This window comes from Geoalkalibacter ferrihydriticus DSM 17813 (assembly GCF_000820505.1).
GTDB classification, from domain to species: Bacteria; Desulfobacterota; Desulfuromonadia; order Desulfuromonadales; family Geoalkalibacteraceae; genus Geoalkalibacter; species Geoalkalibacter ferrihydriticus.
This window is the reverse complement of sequence record NZ_JWJD01000005.1, coordinates 22,943-42,805: the sequence shown is the minus strand read 5'-3', so window position 1 is coordinate 42,805 and position 19,863 is coordinate 22,943. Positions and strand designations below refer to the sequence as shown.

Below are 19,863 nucleotides of genomic sequence, written 5' to 3'. Positions count from 1 at the left end.
AATGTCTGGTGTAAACTGGGTTCTCTGAAAACAACCACAGGTCAGTAGTTCAATTGGTAGAGCACCGGTCTCCAAAACCGGCTGTTGGGGGTTCGAGTCCCTCCTGGCCTGCCAGCACAGCAACCCCTTCGCCTTTTGCGAAGGGGTTTTTTTTGCGCAATTCATTGACACGCCTGTGCAAATTTTAAGCGCGGTCCCTGACAAAAAAAACGTCCCCGCTGCTACCTCCGCAACCCTCCACAACCTGCGGCAAGCCGCTCTATATGAAATGAACGCCCAATTTTCGGGAACATAAAAGAAAATGTACTCAAATAACTCTATGTGAGCTTCCAAGATATTTCCTGCCTGGCTTGAAAACCTTAGAAAATGTCGACAAGCAGGTCGATCCACAACAATCCACCTATTTTTTTTTCTATATTTTCAACTTCTTATACGATCTCCCCGCCGACCCCACAAAACCCACAACCGAACTGGCCCCTTATTTGCTTAACCACCTCAAGCTTCACCTGTACGCAACATTTCTCTTCCCCACCCCAGGCTGAAAATACGGAGGTAATGCTCATGTGTCGCATCGGCGCCATCAAAAGCAGCGACTACATTCATCCGAGCCAGGCCCTGCTGCTCATGCAATCGCAGCAGAAGGGCCATGACAACTCGGGATTCGCCATGGTCATGCATGACCTGGGCGGTATTTTCCAAAATTACAAAAACCTGCCGACCCTGTCGCTGGCCTGCACCGACGAGGGACTCAAACTGGCCGAGGACATCCTGCACGAGGCCGGCTTCAGCCGCGTTCTGCAGTGGGTGCCGGAGACCTACCCGCATCCAAACCTGGATATCATCGCCATGCCCAATTACGTCTTTGAAACTTTCAACTACCCCAAGCACCTGCGCAAGGCCAGCCAGAAAGAGAAGGAAGACCTGCTCCTCGACATGCGCCTCAAGCTGCGCTTTGCCCTGGAGGAGGGTGATCAGGGCTACGTCTACTCCTTCTGGCCCGACGTGGTAACCCTCAAAGAGATCGGTGATCCGCGCGACATCGGCACCTATTTCAACCTGTGGGAGCCCAACGATCAGCTCACCGCCAAGGTCATCACCGCCCAGTGCCGCCAGAACACCAACTACGACATCGTGCGCTACGCCGCCCATCCCTTTTTTCTGCAGGGCTACACCGCCCTGGCCAACGGCGAAAACACCTTTTATCTCAAGAACAAGGAAATGCAGCGCAAGCTGCACCGCGGCTACATCGGTTTTGAGTCGGACAGCCAGTGCTTTCTCTACACGCTGCATTATGTGCATCGTGAGCTCGGCTGGCCCCTGCCTTACTACAAGCATGTAATAACGCCGCTGCCCTTTGATCAGGTTGAACGCCGCGACGACCGCGATGAACTGCTGGCGATCCGTCAGTCAATGACACATCTGGAAATCAACGGTCCCAACACCATTATTGGGGTGCTGCCCGACAACACCTTGTTCACCTGCTGCGATGCAAAAAAGCTACGCCCGGTGGTGGTGGGCCGCTCGGCCAACATGGTGGCCATCTCTTCGGAGGTGTGCGGCATCAATGAGATCATGCCGGAGCGCAACTGGCAGGAGGACATTTATCCCAACGAACGCGAAGTCGTGGTAGTCGGCCAGGATCTGGAGGTGCAGCGATGGAAACAATGAAAATTCATGATGTCACGGCCAACGACCTGCCCTGGAAGGTCCGCTACGACGCAAGCCGCTGCACTCTGTGCGGTTCCTGCACGGCGGCCTGCTCGTTTCGCGCCATTGGCCCCAAGGTCGAACGTCGCCGGATGACCTGGTCGGAAAGCGATTTCCCCGAGCCGAAAAGCCGCTTTTCGGCGGTGCCGGTGATCCGCCAGGTCAAATCGATTCGCAATTACTGCCGCGGCTGCGGCATCTGCGAAAAAGTCTGCCCCAACGACGCCATAGGTCCAGAGCGCAACCAGGACAGCCGCCATCCTATCATCACCCGCTGCCTGGGCGGCGACTCGGTCAAGCGCGGCGGGCGCAAAAATCTCGAAGGAACGACCCGCACCCTCGACAAAATGCGCGTTGGACGCATTTCGCAGATGACCGACCCCTCGCTGGATGCCCAGCGCCACACCTTCGATATGCTCGCCCCCTTCGGGCGCATCCTTCCGCCGGGAAAATTGCCCTTCCAGGTCGGCGCAAACGGACGCCTGGAAAAGGTCGGTCAGGCGCCTCCGGTGCAATGGATCTATCCGGTGATCATCGGCGACATGTCCATCGGCGCCCTCTCCTGGCGCATGTGGGAGGGAGTGGCCATGGCCACCGCCTATCTCAACGAACAGTGCGGCCTGCCGGTACGCATGTGTTCGGGCGAGGGCGGCGTGCCGGTGCGCCTGCTTAAGAGCCGTTTTCTCAAATACATGATCCTGCAGGTGGCCTCGGGGCACTTCGGCTGGAACCGTATCGTCAAGGCCATGCCCGATATGATCGAAGATCCCGCAGGCGTATTGATCAAAATCGGCCAAGGCGCCAAGCCCGGCGACGGCGGGCTGTTGCAGTCGCAGAAGGTTGCGTCCCACATCCAGGCGATTCGCGGCGTACCCAAGGCCGACCTGCTCTCGCCGCCCAATCACCAGGGGCTCTACTCCATCGAAGAGAGCGTGCAGAAGATGTTTCTCTCCTTCAATGCCGCCTTCAAATTCCGCGTGCCGGTGGCCATCAAGGTGGCAGCCTCGGCCACCAGCGTTTCGGTGTTCAACAACCTGGTGCGCGACCCCTACAACATCGTCGGCGGGTTTTTCCTTGACGGCATCGACGGCGGCACCGGCGCGGCCCATGAGGTCAGCCTCGACCACACCGGCCACCCCATCGTCAGCAAATTGCGTGACTGCTATCTGGCGGCCACCACCCAGGGCCGCCAGGGGCAGATCCCCCTCTGGGCGGCAGGCGGTTTGGGCAAAACCGGCGACTTGGCGGCCGATGCCTTCAAGATGATGTGCCTGGGCGCCAACGGCGTGTTTACCGGCAAGTTGATCCTGCAGATGGCCGGCTGCGTGGGCAACGACATGGGCCGCTGCAACGCCTGCAATACCGGCTTGTGTCCGGCGGGCATCACCACCCAGGAACCGGCCCTCGCCCACCGCCTCGACCCGGAAAAAGTGGCGCAGAACATCGTCAATTACTTCCTGGCCATGGACCAGGAGTTCAAGAAGCTGATGGCACCCATCGGCAACTCATCGCTGCCGGTGGGACGCGCCGACGCCCTCATCTCCACAGACAAGGCGGTTGCCGAACGTCTGCAGATTCAGTACGTGTGTTGAAAGCCCTGGACACGGGACGCGGAATGCGGGACGCGAACAGCAGAATAAGATTTTCGCGTTCCTCGTTTCGCGTCCCGCGCTCCTTGAACCTTTACGAAAGGTGAAGCCATGCCTGCTCAAATATCCGCCTTCAACGAAAACAAGCAGCGCGTCTCGACCCAGCAGTTGCTGCAACAGATTTACGCGGCTTTGGAAACCGGGGAAACCGAATTCGAGGTGCTTGCGTCGGGACACCACAACATCGGTGGACCCCTGTGGACGCAAAACGGTCAGCCCTTGCGCTTCCGCGTAAAAAATCCCGGCCAGCGCGTCGGCTCCTTCGGCCTCGACGGAACGGAAATTCTAGTCGAAGGCTCAACTCCGGCGGACGCCGGTTGGCTCAACTCAGGTGCGACGCTGACCATCCTCGGTGACGGCGGCGACACCACCGCCCACTGCGCCGCCGCCGGCCGTATCTATGTCGCCGGACGCGTCGGCGCGCGCTCGGGCTCGCTGATGAAGCACGATCCCGCCTACGAAAATCCCGAATTCTGGGTGCTCAAAAGCACCGGCTCATTTTCTTTCGAATTCATGGGCGGCGGCATCGCCGTGGTGTGCGGCATCGACTGCGAGGGCTTCGATTCGGTGCTCGGCGACCGCAGTTGCGTCGGAATGGTCGGTGGCACCATTTACGTACGCGGCCCGGTAAGCGGCCTCTCCGACGAAGTCTGGCTGCTTGACCTGGACGATGCGGACCGCGAATTTCTTGCCGAGGGCCTGCCCCGCTACCTGGGAAAAATCAACCGCCCGGAATTGCGCCCCGCCCTTGAAGACTTCAGCCAGTGGAAGAAAATTCTCTCCAAGACCTACGAAGAACGCACCCGCGTCCAGCACTTGACCATGCGCGAATTTCGTCTGCAACGCTGGGTGGAAGGCGGCATCTTCGGCGACGTGGTCAGTGACGACTATACCCATGTGGCCGGGCTGGTCAACAGCGGCGCGGATCGGCTCAAGATCCCCCACTGGCAGGACAAGCGCTATGCCGCGCCCTGCGAATCGAGTTGCCCCACCGCCATCCCCACACAGGAGCGCATCAAACTGCTGCGCCAAGGAAAAGTGCAGGAGGCCCTGGAGTTGGTACTGCGCTACTCCCCCTTCCCCGGGTCGGTGTGCGGTGAGGTCTGCCCCAACCTGTGCATGGACGCCTGCACCCGCCAGTACATCGACAAACCGGTGGCCATGAAGGAACTCGGCCGCCTCTCGCGGGATGCCGCCTCGCCCCAGCCCGCCCCGGCCAGCGGAAAAAAGGTCGCCGTGATCGGTGGCGGCCCAGGCGGACTTTCCACTGCTTGGCAATTGCGTCTGCGCGGCCACGAAGTAACCGTGTACGAAGCCGACAACGAAGTGGGCGGCAAACTGCGCCAGGCTATCCCCACGGAGCGCTTGCCCGCCGAAGTTCTACGCAACGAAATCACCCGCATCAAAGAGCTGGGCGTCAGCTTGCGCACCAACACCCCCGTCGATCAGCCCTTGTTCGACAGCCTGCGCACCGAGCATGACGCGGTGGTCATCGCCAGCGGCGCGCACAGCCCGGTGGTGATCCCCTTTCCCGGCCACGAACGGCTGGTCAAGGGCATCGATTTTCTCAAGGCCATCAACGCCGGCGAGCGCCCCACCGTAGGCGAACGCGTGGTGGTGCTCGGCGCCGGCAACGCAGGCATGGATACCTGCCTGGGCGCCTACGCCATGGGCGCAAAAAAGGTGACCTCCGTGGACATCCAAAGACCGGCCGCCTACCAGAAGGAGATCGACCACGTCAAAGCCCTGGGCGGCGAAATCATCTGGCCGTTTTTCACTGACCGTGTCGATGAAAAAGGTGTGCATGGCAAAGATGGCACACTGCTGGAAGCCGACACGGTGATTATCGCCATCGGCGAGCGTCCGGATCTTTCCTACGTACCGCGCGACTGGCTGAGCATCAAGGGCATGATGGAGGTCGACGACTGCTGGCAGGTGACCCGCGCGCCGGGCGTCTTCGCCATCGGCGACACCATCCGCCCGGGTCTGCTCACCCATGCCATCGGTCACGGCTTGGAAGCTGCCGAATACATCGACGCCTATCTGCGCGGCGAAACGCCAACCGCCAAACCGAAGCCCGCCATCGTGCCCCAGGAATGCCTGAGCAAGGAGCTGTTCCGCCCACAGAACCGCGGCCGCCTCTGCGTAACCGATGCCAGAAGCGAAACCAACCGCTGTCTCTCGTGCGGCACCTGCCGCGATTGCTCAATGTGCCTTGAAGCCTGCCCGGAAGGCGCCATCAGCCGGGCAGAAAAAAACAACGGACAATACGAATACCTCTCCGACGACCACGTCTGCATCGGCTGCGGTATCTGCGCGGGGATCTGCCCCTGCGGAGTGTGGAGTATGGAGCAGGCAGTCTAAAAAGAAACCGGCAACAATAAAAAAGGCGGAGATCCCGGAAAGGGGCTCCGCCTTTTTTTATTGCCCTAGGCCTTACGGCTCTCAGCTATGGGTTTCTTTCATCTTACAGGTGTTGACCCCCAGCAGATGGCTGATGGGACAGTAGCGCATCGCGGCACTGGCAACAAGAACCACCCCAACCAGACCGAGATAGCCGATGGGGTTGGGAAGCATGAACAGCAGGCCGAGCAGAGCGATACCCATTAGAGCGCGGATGATTCGTTCGGTTCGCGAACACACGTTGTGCATCATGGCGTGGACCTCCTTGGCTCAAATCGGTACGCATGCGACATGGAGAAGGAAAAAAATTTCTACTTCCACGTGCATGCGTGTCGGCGATTTTTTTGCGCCGACTTCATGACCTATTTTATCACCATTTGAGAAATTGGAAAGCCCTTCCCGACAAAAGCCGGTCTGCCGACACAACCCGCGGAAAAGTCACTACTTTGACAACTCGCCAACTTCGACCCAGCCGTCAATCGCTTGGGCAACTTCTTCGGACAGATTGAGAAAACGCAGCCCCATGCCCGGGTCGAGATCGGAATGGCGGCTGTAGGTGCGCCGCCAGACCACTTCGCAAGTGCAAGACACCACCAGTGAAATAGGCGCCGGCAGCGTCAGCTCGACCTCAAACAGTTCGCCCGCTTGACGAGGGTTGACCGAGGCAATGAACATGCCGCTGCAACTGATATTTTTCGCATAGCCGAAAAAGGTCTTGCGCCCGTCGTCAAGCTTGGCGCGCAGTACCAGCAGGGGTTTGCGCAGGTTTTTGCGACGACTGGCCGGGAGCCAGTCCTCGGCGGTCTGCTGGGCCTTGGCGCGCATAATACACCTCCTCGGTGGGGGGGGCGAAAGGGTGAGACAATTTAACCCGCTGGAACATTCTGACTCTTGCGTAAGACAGCAAGATAAGTGCCAAGATCTCCGGCGTTTGTCAGTCCCGCGCGGGTCAGAAGTTTCGGCAGAAGCTCCTCGGGTCCGCCCCAAAGACCCTCCTTTTCACAGACGGCGAATAGCAACTGCCGGGTTTTGAGCGCGTCGAACCATTGGTGAAAAGCCTGGATCAGTCGCTGCTCGCTGCCTCCATGCTGCCGACACAGCTTTTCCCAGGTCGCTTCAAAGCCGCCGCGCCGCAGAAAGTCGCCAAGCACTGCGGACATCCGCTCAGCTTGCGCGAGCAATTCGTCGGCACGGCAATCGCCCTGGTCCCTAATCAGGTGCAGCCAGTCACCCAGCAAGTCAAAGGCCTCTACAGGATAGAAGCGCACGGTGGTCGCTCGGCCCTGCTGCAATGCCGCCACGCTTGGCCCGGTGCCGAAAGGGGTGCGCGCTGAAATGCGCGGCGAAGGATGCACCAGCGTGCCACACACCGGCGCGACACCGCTGGTTTTGGCCAACTGCTGCAAAAAATAAAAATCCTCTCCCGCGGTTCGCCGGTTCATGCCACCGGCGGCTACATAGGCCGAGGCGCGGCAGGCCAGGGCGCTGCCGACGCTGTGGTAGGCATAGGGCGAACCGGCGAGGCGCAGCCCCAACACATAGTGGCGCAGATAGAGCTCATAAAGAGTGATGGCGCGTTCGGCCACCGACGTTGCCGCAGGTCGATGAACAAAAGGCAGCACGGCCCCTCCGGCCGTGTGTGTGCGGAAATGCGTGACCAGGGACTCCAGGTAATCGGCCTGCACCAGCGTGTCGGCGTCGAGGGAGACGAGAAGCGGCTCACCTCTCCAGTCCAGCCGCTCAAGAGCCAGATCAAAGCCGATCTTGCGCGCCAGCCCGACCCCCTCTTTTTCCGGCAGCGCCCGGCCCAGCGAGGCCGCATCCACCCAGGCAAGATGTAGACCGGCGGGCCAGGAGCGCGCAGCGGATCGCAACCAGGCCAGAGTGCGCTGATTTTGCCGGCACAGGTCGACGGGTGCCTGAGCACGATTGTTGACCACGACCAGCACAAGAAAGCGCTCCAGCAAAGCGCGCGGATTAGTCGCCAGAGATTTAAGGGTTTCGGGCAGCGCATCTTCCTCGGCCAGGGCCGGAATGACGACGGCGCCGTGGAAATTTTCCCTCGAAGTGCCCTGCACTTCCCAGGGACGGGAGGTGCCGCGGCTGCGCAGATATTTTCGCACCGGATCGGGAATCATAGCAGATTGAATGCGGTTGCAAGCGGTTTATGCACAGGGCACACTTCTTCAGGTTGACCTGGGAATAAGAAGTCCATTATATTCACAGAAATAAACTCGGAAAAGAGTCACGACTTATGGCATTTAATCTGAAAACCAAGATCTGGCAGACGGGCGCTCTTGACTGGTGGGGATTTATTGACGGCGAAGACCAATACCTGGGTTCGCGCGAATTTCCTCTGCCGCCCGAAGAGGGCGATGAATGGATCGTGCGTTCGACCTGCGACAGGTACAAGGTCATCGACGGCGAAATCCGCCACACCGGCAAAGCAGAGCCACCACGCATGTACTGGTGAGGATCATGAACCTGGACATCGTGCAAATTCCCGCCGGGCGCATGGACAACTTCTCCTACCTGGTGATCTGCCCGCACAGCCGCCGCGCGTTGGCCGTCGATCCTTCCCTGGCCCCGGAAAATCTCCTGGCTGAGGTCAGGCGCCGGGAGCTGTGCGTGGACCTGCTGGTCAACACCCACGGCCACAGCGACCACACCGGCGGCAATGAGGCGGTTGTGCGTGAGACCGGGGCGCGTCTTGCCGGCCACCCTTTGGATATACCCGATGCCGCGGTCGCCCTGCACGAGGGTTTTCGCCTGCAAGTGGGCGAGGGTGTCGTAGACGTTTTGCACACCCCGGGCCATTCCCCCGGCTCCATCACCCTGTATAGCGGCGAGGGCCTCATTACCGGCGACACCCTGTTCGTCACCTTCGTCGGCCGCGCCGATCTTGCCGGCAGCAATCCCGAAGATCTTTATCACAGCCTGCGCCGTCTAGCGGCCTTTCCACCCCAGACCCGGATCTACCCCGGTCACAATTACGGCCCGCAGCCGGTTTCAACCATCGGTTTTGAGCTTGAGCACAATCCCTACCTCAAATGCCCCGATCTGGCCGCTTTTCTCAAGTTGCGGATGAGCTAATCCTCCAAGGGCACCGCCACCAGGCGAGTTCCGGCGATGCGATCATTCCAGCCCCGGCCGTGCGGATCGCCCAAGGCCAGAAAAAATCCCAGCCCCAGCGCGAGCAGACTCACCAACCCACCGACACTGTGCAGAAAGGCTTCGGAGAGCAACAGGCCGTCGCCCTCGCCGCCTTCCAGGCGCAAACCGAACAGCATTTTTCCCGGCGTCTGCCCCATAAAAAAGTGAAAGGCGGTAAAGTAGCTGAAGCACACCAGAAAAAACAGCAGGTAATAAGGCAGGGAAAGGCTTGCAAGCTCGTGCAGGGACGGTAGCAGCGCCGCTGCGCCCGGTGGTGCGAGCAGGCGGGTGGCACTGATCAGAAACAGTAAAAACGCCCCCACCACCAGGAACAAATCCAGCCAGAAGGCGCCAAAACGCGCAGCCATCGGCGGGCGCAGGGGCGCGGTGGGTGCAGAGGCCATCTGCAGATCGAGCCTTTCCGGTTGTGGCTCCTGCTCCTGTTCCGACGGAGCGGACCTTAAATCTTCTACCGCCGTTGCCTTCGGAGTCTCCGGAGCCTGCCCGGCGGCAGCAGGCTCCGGTGGTTCAAAAGGGTCGGCAACATCCTCCCCGGTCTTTCCGGCTTTGCCTTTGCGCGGTTTTTCCGCCTGATCTTCACCGAAATCGATGTCGCCCCAGGCGATTTTCTCCGCCTCCTCATCCGGCGCGGCCGGTGGTTCAGCCACGTCCCCCAGGTCTTCGAAATCAAGCTCGTCAAAGGCCGGGAAAGCCAGATCCTCCTCGTCGGAGGCAGCCTCATCGAGAGCCGGCAGATCTGCGGCGTCAACTTCCAGCGCGGAAAGGTCCTCGTCGAGGCGCAGTTCATTCAGAGAGTCATCGCTCCAGTCGGCCACATCCAGCGGTTTTTCCTGAGACGGCTCTCCTGCAGGCTCTGCAAGCTCGTTCACAGTGGCATCCATTCCGGACTCAGGCACTTCGTCCTGCAACAGACCGTCAAGTTCGCTGTCGGTACTGAAATCGAACTCGCCGACGACTGCTGTCGTCGATCCTGGGCCGCCGGCCGACTCAGCGTTAAGATCCGCGGCGGGCTCTTCCTGATTCCAATCGATATCGAAGGCATCATCGGCAGCGGATGCGGTTTTTGCGGCGGACGGCAGCGTCGCGGGCACGGCCTCCGGCTGATCTTCCTCCATAAAGCCGTAGTCAAAGTCGGCGTCCTGCGGCTTGGGCGCGCTCATTGCCGCAGCGGCAGAAGCCACCGCGACCGACTTTTCCCGATAAGGAAACAGCAGGCTGCGCAGATTGAAGCGCCCCTTGAATTCCTTGAGGTCATTGCCGCATTTTTTGCAGCTTTCCAGATAATCGAAACTGTTGAAACCACATTTGGGACACTTCATAGCGCCTCCTTGGGTGCCGGAATCCCTCGATCCGCATTGGTAGCAGGGCCGAGATCCCCATAGAGATACTGCAAAACGGTAACAACCGCAAATCCAGCGGTTTCCGTGCGAAGAATGCGGGGGCCGAAATTGACCGGTACAAACCCCGCGGCTCTGGCCTGCTCGACTTCGGCCGCCGCAAGCCCGCCTTCTGGACCGATCAGAACGGCGGCGGCACGAGGCATCCGGGGCGGCAACACCTCGGCCAGCGGCCGGCTCTCCTGCTCCCACAGCAACAAGCGTAGATCTTCGCCGCCGCGCAACGCCTCGGCTAACGGCTGAGGAGCATCAAGACGCGGCAGAATTGCGCGGCGAGACTGCTGAGCGGCCTCCAGAATGATCTTTTCCCAACGCTGTCCACGGCGCTGCCGACGTTCAGGCTCCAGACGCGGCACACTGCGCTCTGCCAACAGCGGAGTAAAGGCGACGACGCCTAGTTCGGTTCCCTTCTGCAAGATCAGATCCATCTTGTCGGCTTTAGGTAAACCCTGAATCAATCGAATGGGGAAAGCCCTCTCCCGGGCGGGAATGCGGGTGATAACACGGAGTCGAACGCCTTTTTTTGTAAGCTCTTCGATACGACAGCGACAGCAGAGCCCCTGGCCGTCGAGCAGGTCGATCTCATCCTTCGGCACCAGGCGCAGCACCCTTGCCAGATGATGCTGAATCTCGCCATCGAGGATAACTTCGTCGCCGGCAAGCTGTTCGGGGTTGACAAAAAAGCGGCGCATTCAACCGACTCGCCGATAGGTGAGACACACCCACTCGTCGCGATAGCTGACCTGCGGCCCGGCCAGGGCAAAGGGGGCAAAACCCTTTCGCACCAGGGCTTCCTTCTCTTGCAAGATACCTGAAAGAATCAGTGTCCCACCCGACGTGAGGCGCGCGACCAGCTCTGCGGCGAGGCGCACGTTCTCTTCAGCCAAAATGTTGGCAAGAACGATGTCGAAACCGCTGCCGAGTTCTTCCAGGGGCCTGACCGTAATCTCGATTGCGTCAGCAACGCCGTTGGCGGCTGCATTTTCCGCCGCAACCCGGCAGGCCTCTTCGTCGATGTCGCAGGCCACCACTTGTGCAGCGCCGAGCACGGCCGCGGCGATGGCGAGAATCCCCGAGCCCGTACCGACATCCAACACGCGCGGCGCATTTTCCTGGGCAGCCAGGGTTTCGACGAGCACCTCCAGACACAAACGGGTCGTGCCATGGGTGCCGGTGCCGAAAGCCATGCCGGGATCGAGCGTAACCAGAACTTCTCCGGAAGCGGGTGTCACCTCCTCCCAGCTCGGCCGCACCACGAGGCCGCCGACGCGGAAAACCGGGAAGTGCTGCTTCCAGCCTTCGGCCCAGTCGTCACCCGCGACCGGCACCATCCGCGGATCGCTCCAGTTCCCGGGAAAAGCCGCGTGCAGGGGAGCCAAGGCTTCACTGATTCGCTGCGCCAGCTCGGCTTGATCCTCCGTGGCCGCGAAATAGGCCTGCAACGGATAGGTATCGGGAGCATCCGCCTCGGGATCGGGCACGACAAAGGTATCGAGTTTGCGCTCAAACACCTGCACGCCCGTTGAACCCAGCGCCGCCAGTTCATGGCAAACCAGATCCACCGCGGCCGCAGGCACGCTGATATGAATTTCCAACCATTTCTGTTCCATGGTTTCTTCTCTAGCAGAGACAATAGAAAAAGACAATAAAAACCTTGACAAAGCCTTAATGTTCAAGTCTAATTCAGAACAGTTAATGAGGCTTTTAGCGCCTGCAACCTGCGCTAACAACTATCAATTCCGGTCAAGACGGAACTGTCGACGAGCATAGCGACATGGCGGAACTCCAGCATATTTTTTTGCTCTCCGATGCCACGGGAGAAACCGCCGAGAAGACCGTTGCGGCCGCACTGACCCAGTATCGCGATCTTTCAACCCGGGTGCGGCGCATCAGCAACGTTCGCACCAAGAACCAAGCCTATGAGGCCCTTGATCTGGCCTTGCAGCACCAGGCGCTGGTGGTCTACACCATCGTCAATCGCGAACTGGCGCAAATGATTCATGACGAGTGCGATGCCCTGGGATTGCCGAGCATCGACCTGATCACGCCGCTGCTCATGCGGCTGTCCGAGTTCTTCGGCATATCCCCCAAAGAGATGCCGGGACTGCTGCACGGCGTCAACGAGGTGTATTTTCATCGCATCGACGCGGTGGAATTTACCGTCAAGCACGATGACGGCCAGGAAGTACGCAACCTGCACAAGGCTGACATCGTCCTGGTGGGCGTATCACGCACCAGCAAGACGCCGCTCTCCATTTACCTGGCGCACAAAGGCTGGAAAGTCGCCAACGTTCCTCTGGTGCCGGGCATCGATCCGCCCAAGGAGCTTTTCGATGTCGACCAGAAACGGGTAGCCGCGCTGCTCATCGATCCTCAACGCCTGATGGAACTGCGCGCCTCGCGGTTGCGCAACCTCGGCCAGGATCCGCGTAGCGCCTACGCCGACTATGAAAGCATCGAAGAGGAAATCGCTTTCGCAAGACGTTTTTTCCGCCGCCAGCGCTGGGCCATCGTCGATGTCTCGGGAAAGGCGGTCGAAGAGAGCGCCAACGAGGTTCTGGTCAAACTGAAACTGAAATGACGAAACTGCGGGCAACACTGCGCGCTGCGCCGGCCCGGACGAATTACCCAAAGGAGTGATCATCATGCGCATTCTGGTTGTAGAAGACGAGAAAAAAGTCGCCAGCTTCATCAAACGAGGGCTTGAGGAAGAAGGCTATGCCGTCGATGTCGCCTATGAAGGGGACGAAGGTCTCGACATGGCGACGCACACCCCTTACGATCTGATTTTGATGGACGTCATGCTGCCGAAAAAAGACGGCATCACCGTCATCCGCGAAATGCGGGCCCGCGAGGTCATTGCGCCGGTCTTGTGCCTCACCGCCAAGGATACGGTGGACGACATCGTGTCGGGACTCGACTCGGGCTCCGACGACTATCTGACCAAGCCCTTCGCCTTTGCCGAATTGCTGGCGCGGGTACGTGCCCTGATTCGCCGCGGCACCCAGGATCGTGGCGCCGAACTGCATTTCGCCGATCTGCGTCTGGACCCGGTGACCCACAAGGTGTGGCGCAGCGACAAGGAAATCGATCTTACTTCCAAGGAATATGCCCTGCTCGAGTATATGATGCGCAACCCCAATCAGGTTCTGACGCGCACCATGATTGCCGAGCATGTCTGGGACTACACGTTCGATTCGTTCACCAACATTATCGATGTCTACATCAACTATCTGCGCAAAAAAGTTGATCGCGACTTCGACAAGAAACTCATCCACACCGTACGCGGCGTGGGCTATGTCCTAAAGGAATCGGACTGAGTTGTTTTTCCTCCGCTCCATCCGCTTTCGCATAACTCTCTGGTACGTTCTCACGGTGGCCCTCATACTGGGGGCCTCCGGTGTTTTCTGGTACCTGAGCCTGGCGCGCACCCTGCAGACGGAACTCGACGATCGGTTGCTTACCATCGCCACGAACGTCGCAGAGCAGGTGCAGGGCGCCCCCCTTCAGGATTCCGCTTTATGCCGTGGACTGGCCCATGAATTGGCCCTGAGCGGCGCGGGGGCCTTTGTCGGCATCTATGACGCCCAAGGCAGGCTGTGGTGCGAAACCTTACCCGACGCCCTGCCCGACGAAGAGGCGCCTGTTCTTGCCGCCCTGGCGGAGGCGGGCCAACCCCGCTATCAAACCATCAAGCGCAATAATGATGCCTTGCGGATTCTCGACCAGCCACTGCTCCTGGGCGCTGCGGTACACGGGATTGTCCGCGTGGGAACCAGCGAAAAGCCGGCGCAGCGCATTCTCGACCGGCTGACCTTGATTCTGCTGCTGTCTTTTCCCCTGCCTCTGGCGGCCCTGGCCCTGGGCGGATGGTTTCTCGCCGATCGGGCCCTGGCTCCGGTGGAGGACATCACCCAAACCATCTCCCAGATCAACACCGACAGCCTGTCCCGGCGCCTTCCGCAAGGCGACGAGCGCAACGAAATCGGGCGGCTGGTGAAGAACTTCAATCACATGCTGGAACAGCTCGAAAACTCTTTTCGCCGCATGCGCCAGTTTGCCGCTGATGCATCCCACGAACTGCGCACCCCCCTCACCGTGCTGCGCGGCGAAACCGAAGTCGCTCTGCGCTGGGGCAAGGATCCTGAAGAGTTGCGCCAGGTCCTTGAATCCAACCTGGAAGAGATCGATCGCATGGGCCGCATCATCGACGACCTCCTGCTGCTGGCCAAAAGCGAGGCCGGGGAGACCCCGATGACCATCAAACGGGTCAACCTCAACCAGCTTTTACACGAGCTGGCCATGCAGGGAAAGATCCTCGGCGAAAACAAAGGCATTGCCGTCTCATTCAACCTGCCCGAAAAGGCCGTACTCTACACCGACGGCGACGAATTGCGCCTGCACCAGATGCTGCTTAACCTTGTGTCCAACGGCATCAAGTATACGCCCACGGGCGGGCGCGTCGATCTGCGCCTAATCCGCGCCGACGGACAGGCGGAAATCAGCGTCAGCGATACCGGCGTGGGCATGGAGGCGGAACACCTGCAACGTATTTTCGATCGCTTCTACCGCATCGACAGCAACCTCACCCTCGAGACCGGTGCCGGCCTCGGCCTGTCCATCGTCAAATGGATTATCGAAGCGCATCACGGTCGCATCGAGGTCAGCTCCAAGCCTGGCGAAGGCAGCTGCTTCAAAGTCTACCTGCCCTTGGCCGCGGCCGATACCGACATCGATTGATCCCCCGCCTCACCTCCCTGTCCTGCATTGACATCCCTGCGCTGGATGCTTAAATAGTCTCCGAGACATTATTTTAAGGAGGATAGAATGCAGAAATTCTGGCGAATAACCCTGGTGCTCGCCGTACTGATCGGCTTTTCCCTACCACCGGCGCCGCAGCCCGCGACCGCCGCCCCCCCGGACTTCACCCAATTGGCGCAGGAACTGATGCCGAGCGTCGTCAACATCAGCACGTCGCGCACCGTTCAGCGCCGCGCCCCGACCATGCCCGGGCCGGGAGGCGATCTTTTCGATGAATTTTTCGAGCGCTTTTTCCGCGGCATGCCCGAACAGCGCCCCCGGCCGCAGCAATCCCTGGGCTCGGGATTCATTATTTCCGCCGACGGCTACATTCTGACCAACGATCATGTGGTCAACGGCGCCGATGAGATCAGGGTGCGCCTTGCCGACGGCCGCGCCTTTGACGCAGAGATCAAAGGCACCGATTCCAAACTCGATCTCGCCCTGCTCAAGATCGAGACGGGCGAAAACCTGCCCGTGGCTCCGCTCGGCGACAGCGATGGGCTCAATATTGGCGAATGGGTCATGGCCATCGGCAATCCCTTCGGCCTCAATCAGACCGTTACAGTCGGCATTGTCTCGGCCAAAGGGCGAGTGATCGGCGCCGGCCCTTATGATGATTTCATCCAGACCGATGCTTCCATCAATCCCGGCAACTCGGGTGGGCCGCTGTTCAACATGCGCGGCGAGGTGGTCGGCATCAACACCGCCATCGTCGCTCACGGCCAGGGCATCGGCTTTGCCATTCCCATCAATGCCGCGCAGATCGTACTACCGCAATTGCGCGAGGAAGGCCGGGTGACGCGCGGCTATCTCGGGGTGCAGATTCAGCCGGTCACAGATGAACTTGCAGCTTCCTTCGGCCTCAAGGAATCCCGGGGCGCGCTGGTGGTTGATGTGCTGCAGGGCACCCCTGCCGAAGAGGCCGGCGTGCAGCGCGGCGACATCATCCTTGAATTCGACGGCAAAAAAATCGATTCGCACAATGATTTGCCGCGCATTGTCGCGGCAACCCCCGTGGGCACCCAATCCCGCGCCAAGATCTGGCGCGAGGGAAAGACCCGCGACATCCGCATCAAAGTTGGCCGCCTGGGCGATGAACCACCCGAGGTGCGCGCTGCCGTCGGCGAAACGGCCAAACTCGGTTTGACCCTCGACGAACTGACCCCGGAGCGCGCCCGCAGTTTCGGCCTCGAAGGCAAACAGGGCGCCCTGGTGACGGAAGTCGAACCCGGCGGACCGGCGGCCGCAGCCAACCTGCGGCCCGGAGATCTGATCGTCGAAATCAGCGGTCGCACTGTCACCTCTTCCTCCGAAGCGCAGAAAATCTTGGAAACCATCTCCAAGGATCAAGTTCTGCGTCTTCTGGTTCAGCGGCGCGACGGTTTGTTCTACACGACCGTCAAAGCACGTTGAATTCCTAAGCCCGCCGCCCTTGGCAACCACAGCGGGGGCGGCGGGCGCCATCCTTCCGTGGCCGGCAGACATGCGCTCAACCTTTTTCGCCAGGGCGGTCAACGACCCTTTTCATGATCCCGCCGTCTATGTGCGGGTCGCCCACCGGCGCGAAGCCCTGCTGTTCGACTGCGGCGACCTGCATCCCTTGGCGGCCCGGGACCTGCTTAAAGTTCAGGCCGTGTTTCTCTCCCATGCGCACATTGATCATCTCGCCGGATTCGACCACCTGCTGCGCACCTTTCTCTACCGCGAGCAGCCCCTGCTGGTGTACGGTCCGCCCGGCATCAGCGCACGTATCGGCCACCGCCTGGCCGGCTATACCTGGAATCTGATCCGCGGCTATCCCCTGTGCATCGAGGTGCGCGAGTGGGCGCCGAGCGGCGAAGGAGCGGCGGTGCGATTTTGCGCCGCCGAAGGTTTTCAGCCGCGACCCGCCACGGCTTTTGGCTGCCCCGAGGGCCTGCTGCACGACACCCCCCACTACCAGGTGCGGACTTTGGCCCTGGACCACGGCGACATCATTTCCCTGGCTTTTTCTCTGGAAGAAAAAGTTCATGTGGCCATTCACCCCGACGCCCTCGACAGACTCGGCTACCCGCCAGGACGCTGGCTGGGGGGCTTCAAGGATCTGCTGCGCACCCAGGCGCCGGACCACACCCTGGTTGACGTGCCCATGCGCGACGGGGGAACGCAAAAGCGCGCTCTCGGTGCACTTGCCAGGGATATCGCGCACTGCGAGGCGGGGATGAAAATCGCCTATGTCACCGACGCCTCACCCACCGCGGAGAATGTCGAGAAAATCGTTGCGCTGGCAGCCAACGCCCATCTGCTGGCCATTGAAGCGGTATTTGCCGAAGCCGATCGTCATCTGGCCGAGGAGCGCAACCATCTCACCGCCGCCCTTGCCGGCCATCTTGGTCGTCGCGCCGGGGTGCAAAAACTGCTGCTCTTTCATCATTCACCGCGCTACCAGAAAGAGCCGCACCGCCTGCAAACAGAGGCCCATGCGGCATATTCCGGTACGCAAACGCCTCAGCTTCCATGAAAATGCCCCGTGCGGTTAGCCCTGCCTTCTAATTCTGGCTCTTTTCGCCAGAGCCTTTGACTTATCCCAAGCTTTCCCGCAATGCCAGCAGGTGCTCAAGGTGCTTGTTGAGCTGCACCTCCTCGGCTGCAGTCTCGTGGCGCAGGGCTCTTTTTCGATCCATGGCGATACGTACGGCATCCTGAGCGGCGCCCACGGTCTTGCTCAACTGCTCGCGCAAATCGGCGTCATAACGCCGGAAGCTCTCATCAAGACTTTGGCGCAGGGCCCAACTGATCTGCTCGATATTCTGACCGATGAGACCCTGATATTGGCGGCGCAGGCGCTTAACCGTGCGGTTGCGCCGAAAACGTTTGGAAAGGAGCTTGCGGGACAGGCGCTGCCCAAGGGGATCCAGATCGCTGATCATGACCTGAGTATTCCAGGTGGAGGGCGGAGAAAAAGCGATATAGGCGCCCTCGCCGGCGGGCGCCTGGTAGGGCACGGCAAAAATATCCGCCGCGCTGCGGCGCACCTGTTCGATGAGTTTGTTGCTGCGTTGCTGGTGCAGGGTCAGGATCTTGATGGCTTCACCGCGGGTACGCGCGCCGACGGACTGCAAGGCAGGGCTGAAAAATTTGGGGATGGCGCGCTCCAGGGTCGAACGCACCAGCCGCTCCATTTCCTCGGGGTCCTCGAGACTGTCGAGATAAGTTTCAACCGCCGGCGCGATTTCTTTCAGCGCCTGTTCCCTGAGGCGGCTCAGCTCTTCATTGAGATGCGTGACCAGACGCTTCAAATCACCGGCCAAAATGTCGGAGGCGGCCAGCTGTTCGCGTTCAATCTCGGGCAAGGTCTGCTTGAACTGATCCAGGCGTTGCTGCAATTCCTCCTGGGGCAGATGCAGGGCGCTTAGAGTCACCTGCAGCTTCATAATCGCGTCACTGAAAATATCACTCGTCTGGCGCTTGAGAGCCGCCTGCAGCACCTGCATCTTCTCCCGGCGCAGAAAGTCGATGAGATTTTCCTCCACCTCAGCCAGCCCGCTGCTCCGTCGAGCTGCGTCATCGCCGCGCAGGCGGGCGTCGAGCGCCTGACGGGCGGAGATGGGGAAAATCCGTGGGGCTTCGCCACCGGGTTGTGCCCGCTGCAGATTCTCCCGCAAAAATTCCAGGGACGCCTGCAATTCGCGGCTGTCGAGATAGTCGATTTTGTTGAAGAGATAAAAAATGCGCGGCAGCAGCGCACGAACCTGGCCGAGAAACTCCAATTCCGTCTCGGTCAGGGGCGGATCCGGCGACACCAGGAACAGGGCGGCGTCACATCGCGGCAAAGTTTGGTGAGTGATTTCAGTGTTGTGCTTCAGAGTCGATCCGATCCCGGGCGTATCGATGAGCACCACCCCCTGGCGCAGCAAGGACGCGGGATGAAAAATTTCCACGCGGCTTACCCCCCGGTGGTTATGCGGATTGCCCTGTTCACTGACATAATCGGCCAGCACCCTGCTCAGCGGCACCTCGGCCGTCGGCAGAAAATCCCGTGCAGGTTCGCCGCCGCTGAAATAAACGCGCACCTGCACGGCATCGCCGGCCAGAATATAGGTGGGGATGGAGGTTGCCGGAAGAATGTCGGTCGGCAACAGATCTTCGCCGAGCAAAGCATTGAGCAGCGTGCTTTTGCCACGCTTGAACTGACCCATGACCGCAAGGTGAAAACGCCCCTCGGCGAGACGTTGCTGCAGCATGTCGAGGTCGCGATGCGGCGCTTCGTATGCGACACCGAGATCGGACAGGCAGTCCCTGGCGCGCTCAAGGATTTCAGGCAGGGGAAGGGCTTGCTTGTGTGTGGTTGTCGCGGAAGATTCGTTCATGGGGATGCCTCACGCCGCAGGGGGTCAAACTTCGGCATACAGCCGTCAAGCTTTGTATCCTACCGAAAAAAGGCGTGGATGACCACCAGTTTGGCAGGGATCTCTCTACCGCGCAGGTCGGAGCAATCAAGAACGAAAGGCCAAAACGCCGAAAGCCGACGGGGGAGGTATCCCGTCGGCTTTCGGCGTTTTGAGAGGGAGGTAAAACGATGAAAGGGAGTCACCATCAGCAACTCGCCTGCCACAACAAGCTGCTGATGGTGTCGACTTTAGCTTACGGCGAGGATTCTGAACAGGTGGATTTGCGCAAAAAAACGCGAGCAAGTCATCACCAGCCACTGTGCGATTGCACGGTGCCGCGAAACGTTATTTGTGATATTC

17 protein-coding genes and 1 tRNA gene are annotated in these 19,863 nt (G+C 60.1%); 11 read left to right on the top strand and 7 right to left on the bottom strand.

Annotation, left to right across the window (positions count from 1 at the left end; translation table 11 throughout):
* The first annotated feature begins 38 nt into the window (after positions 1–38).
* The 4 genes from GFER_RS12385 (at position 39) to GFER_RS12360 (ending at position 5,720) form a co-directional block, all read left to right on the top strand.
* Positions 39–114 (top strand) — tRNA-Trp (locus GFER_RS12385).
* 447 nt (positions 115–561) lie between these two features.
* Positions 562–1,668 carry a class II glutamine amidotransferase gene (locus GFER_RS12370; protein WP_040100008.1) on the top strand — a complete coding sequence of 369 codons (1,107 nt, stop codon included), beginning with the start codon at positions 562–564 and terminating at the stop codon, positions 1,666–1,668.
* Positions 1,656–3,299: a glutamate synthase-related protein gene (locus GFER_RS12365; protein ID WP_040100007.1), complete on the top strand. Its 1,644-nt coding sequence runs from the start codon at positions 1,656–1,658 to the stop codon at positions 3,297–3,299. Before GFER_RS12370 ends, GFER_RS12365 begins: the two co-directional genes overlap by 13 nt.
* 108 nt (positions 3,300–3,407) lie before the next feature.
* A complete protein-coding gene (locus GFER_RS12360) occupies positions 3,408–5,720 on the top strand; it encodes an FAD-dependent oxidoreductase (RefSeq protein WP_040100006.1) in 2,313 nt (770 codons plus the stop codon).
* Positions 5,721–5,801: 81 nt separating this feature from the next.
* On the opposite strand, the gene GFER_RS12355 is transcribed toward GFER_RS12360, so the two are convergent.
* The 3 genes from GFER_RS12355 to GFER_RS12345 all read right to left on the bottom strand — a co-directional run bounded on the left by GFER_RS12355 (position 5,802) and on the right by GFER_RS12345 (position 7,897).
* Positions 5,802–6,011, bottom strand: coding sequence for a YgaP family membrane protein (locus GFER_RS12355; RefSeq protein WP_040100005.1), 210 nt, complete (start codon positions 6,009–6,011; stop codon positions 5,802–5,804).
* 189 nt (positions 6,012–6,200) lie between these two features.
* Complete coding sequence (locus tag GFER_RS12350) at positions 6,201–6,584, bottom strand: PilZ domain-containing protein (RefSeq protein ID WP_052446366.1); 384 nt, start codon at positions 6,582–6,584, stop codon at positions 6,201–6,203.
* Positions 6,585–6,625: 41 nt separating this feature from the next.
* Positions 6,626–7,897 (bottom strand): glycosyltransferase family 2 protein, encoded by a 1,272-nt coding sequence (locus GFER_RS12345; RefSeq protein ID WP_052446365.1) that lies wholly within the window; start codon positions 7,895–7,897, stop codon positions 6,626–6,628.
* Between the two features lie 116 nt (positions 7,898–8,013).
* On the opposite strand from GFER_RS12345, the gene GFER_RS12340 reads away from it, so the two are divergent.
* Together GFER_RS12340 and GFER_RS12335 are read left to right on the top strand one after the other, a co-directional pair.
* A complete protein-coding gene (locus GFER_RS12340; RefSeq protein ID WP_040100003.1) occupies positions 8,014–8,232 on the top strand; it encodes a hypothetical protein in 219 nt (72 codons plus the stop codon).
* 5 nt (positions 8,233–8,237) lie between these two features.
* Positions 8,238–8,852, top strand: coding sequence for a hydroxyacylglutathione hydrolase family protein (locus GFER_RS12335; RefSeq protein ID WP_040100002.1), 615 nt, complete (start codon positions 8,238–8,240; stop codon positions 8,850–8,852).
* Here GFER_RS12335 and GFER_RS17805 read toward each other — a convergent pair.
* The 3 genes from GFER_RS17805 to prmA are packed head-to-tail and all read right to left on the bottom strand — an operon-like array spanning position 8,849 to position 11,940.
* A complete protein-coding gene (locus GFER_RS17805; protein ID WP_052446364.1) occupies positions 8,849–10,252 on the bottom strand; it encodes an RDD family protein in 1,404 nt (467 codons plus the stop codon). The genes GFER_RS12335 and GFER_RS17805 overlap by 4 nt on opposite strands.
* Positions 10,249–11,022, bottom strand: coding sequence for a 16S rRNA (uracil(1498)-N(3))-methyltransferase (locus tag GFER_RS12325; RefSeq protein WP_052446363.1), 774 nt, complete (start codon positions 11,020–11,022; stop codon positions 10,249–10,251). Before GFER_RS12325 ends, GFER_RS17805 begins: the two co-directional genes overlap by 4 nt.
* Positions 11,023–11,940, bottom strand: a complete 918-nt coding sequence (gene prmA / locus GFER_RS12320) for a 50S ribosomal protein L11 methyltransferase (RefSeq protein WP_040100001.1) — start codon at positions 11,938–11,940, stop codon at positions 11,023–11,025.
* A 164-nt stretch (positions 11,941–12,104) separates the two neighbouring features.
* On the opposite strand from prmA, the gene GFER_RS12315 reads away from it, so the two are divergent.
* The 5 genes from GFER_RS12315 (at position 12,105) to GFER_RS12295 (ending at position 17,633) form a co-directional block, all read left to right on the top strand.
* On the top strand, positions 12,105–12,911 hold the full coding sequence (locus tag GFER_RS12315; protein ID WP_040100000.1) for a pyruvate, water dikinase regulatory protein: 807 nt from the start codon (positions 12,105–12,107) through the stop codon (positions 12,909–12,911).
* A 64-nt stretch (positions 12,912–12,975) separates the two neighbouring features.
* Positions 12,976–13,650 (top strand): heavy metal response regulator transcription factor, encoded by a 675-nt coding sequence (locus GFER_RS12310; protein WP_040099999.1) that lies wholly within the window; start codon positions 12,976–12,978, stop codon positions 13,648–13,650.
* 1 nt (position 13,651) lies between these two features.
* Entirely contained in the window at positions 13,652–15,070 is a 1,419-nt protein-coding gene (locus tag GFER_RS12305; RefSeq protein ID WP_040099998.1) for a sensor histidine kinase, read from the top strand.
* 87 nt (positions 15,071–15,157) lie between these two features.
* Entirely contained in the window at positions 15,158–16,546 is a 1,389-nt protein-coding gene (locus GFER_RS12300; protein WP_040099997.1) for a DegQ family serine endoprotease, read from the top strand.
* A 70-nt stretch (positions 16,547–16,616) separates the two neighbouring features.
* Positions 16,617–17,633 (top strand): ribonuclease Z, encoded by a 1,017-nt coding sequence (locus GFER_RS12295; protein ID WP_040099996.1) that lies wholly within the window; start codon positions 16,617–16,619, stop codon positions 17,631–17,633.
* Positions 17,634–17,694: 61 nt separating this feature from the next.
* Here GFER_RS12295 and GFER_RS12290 read toward each other — a convergent pair whose 3' ends face one another.
* The gene (locus GFER_RS12290; RefSeq protein WP_052446362.1) at positions 17,695–19,482 is read right to left on the bottom strand and encodes a dynamin family protein; all 1,788 of its coding nucleotides are present in this window, start codon (positions 19,480–19,482) and stop codon (positions 17,695–17,697) included.
* Between the last annotated feature and the right edge of the window lie 381 nt (positions 19,483–19,863).

What these genes read in the sequence shown, in the direction of transcription:
- GFER_RS12370 (WP_040100008.1), top strand. Translation starts at nt 562, where the DNA reads ATGTGTCGCATCGGCGCCATCAAAAGCAGCGACTACATTCATCCGAGC.
- GFER_RS12365 (WP_040100007.1), top strand. Translation starts at nt 1,656, where the DNA reads ATGGAAACAATGAAAATTCATGATGTCACGGCCAACGACCTGCCCTGG.
- GFER_RS12360 (WP_040100006.1), top strand. Translation starts at nt 3,408, where the DNA reads ATGCCTGCTCAAATATCCGCCTTCAACGAAAACAAGCAGCGCGTCTCG.
- GFER_RS12355 (WP_040100005.1), bottom strand. Translation starts at nt 6,011, where the DNA reads ATGATGCACAACGTGTGTTCGCGAACCGAACGAATCATCCGCGCTCTA.
- GFER_RS12350 (WP_052446366.1), bottom strand. Translation starts at nt 6,584, where the DNA reads ATGCGCGCCAAGGCCCAGCAGACCGCCGAGGACTGGCTCCCGGCCAGT.
- GFER_RS12345 (WP_052446365.1), bottom strand. Translation starts at nt 7,897, where the DNA reads ATGATTCCCGATCCGGTGCGAAAATATCTGCGCAGCCGCGGCACCTCC.
- GFER_RS12340 (WP_040100003.1), top strand. Translation starts at nt 8,014, where the DNA reads ATGGCATTTAATCTGAAAACCAAGATCTGGCAGACGGGCGCTCTTGAC.
- GFER_RS12335 (WP_040100002.1), top strand. Translation starts at nt 8,238, where the DNA reads ATGAACCTGGACATCGTGCAAATTCCCGCCGGGCGCATGGACAACTTC.
- GFER_RS17805 (WP_052446364.1), bottom strand. Translation starts at nt 10,252, where the DNA reads ATGAAGTGTCCCAAATGTGGTTTCAACAGTTTCGATTATCTGGAAAGC.
- GFER_RS12325 (WP_052446363.1), bottom strand. Translation starts at nt 11,022, where the DNA reads ATGCGCCGCTTTTTTGTCAACCCCGAACAGCTTGCCGGCGACGAAGTT.
- prmA (WP_040100001.1), bottom strand. Translation starts at nt 11,940, where the DNA reads ATGGAACAGAAATGGTTGGAAATTCATATCAGCGTGCCTGCGGCCGCG.
- GFER_RS12315 (WP_040100000.1), top strand. Translation starts at nt 12,105, where the DNA reads ATGGCGGAACTCCAGCATATTTTTTTGCTCTCCGATGCCACGGGAGAA.
- GFER_RS12310 (WP_040099999.1), top strand. Translation starts at nt 12,976, where the DNA reads ATGCGCATTCTGGTTGTAGAAGACGAGAAAAAAGTCGCCAGCTTCATC.
- GFER_RS12300 (WP_040099997.1), top strand. Translation starts at nt 15,158, where the DNA reads ATGCAGAAATTCTGGCGAATAACCCTGGTGCTCGCCGTACTGATCGGC.
- GFER_RS12295 (WP_040099996.1), top strand. Translation starts at nt 16,617, where the DNA reads ATGCGCTCAACCTTTTTCGCCAGGGCGGTCAACGACCCTTTTCATGAT.
- GFER_RS12290 (WP_052446362.1), bottom strand. Translation starts at nt 19,482, where the DNA reads ATGAACGAATCTTCCGCGACAACCACACACAAGCAAGCCCTTCCCCTG.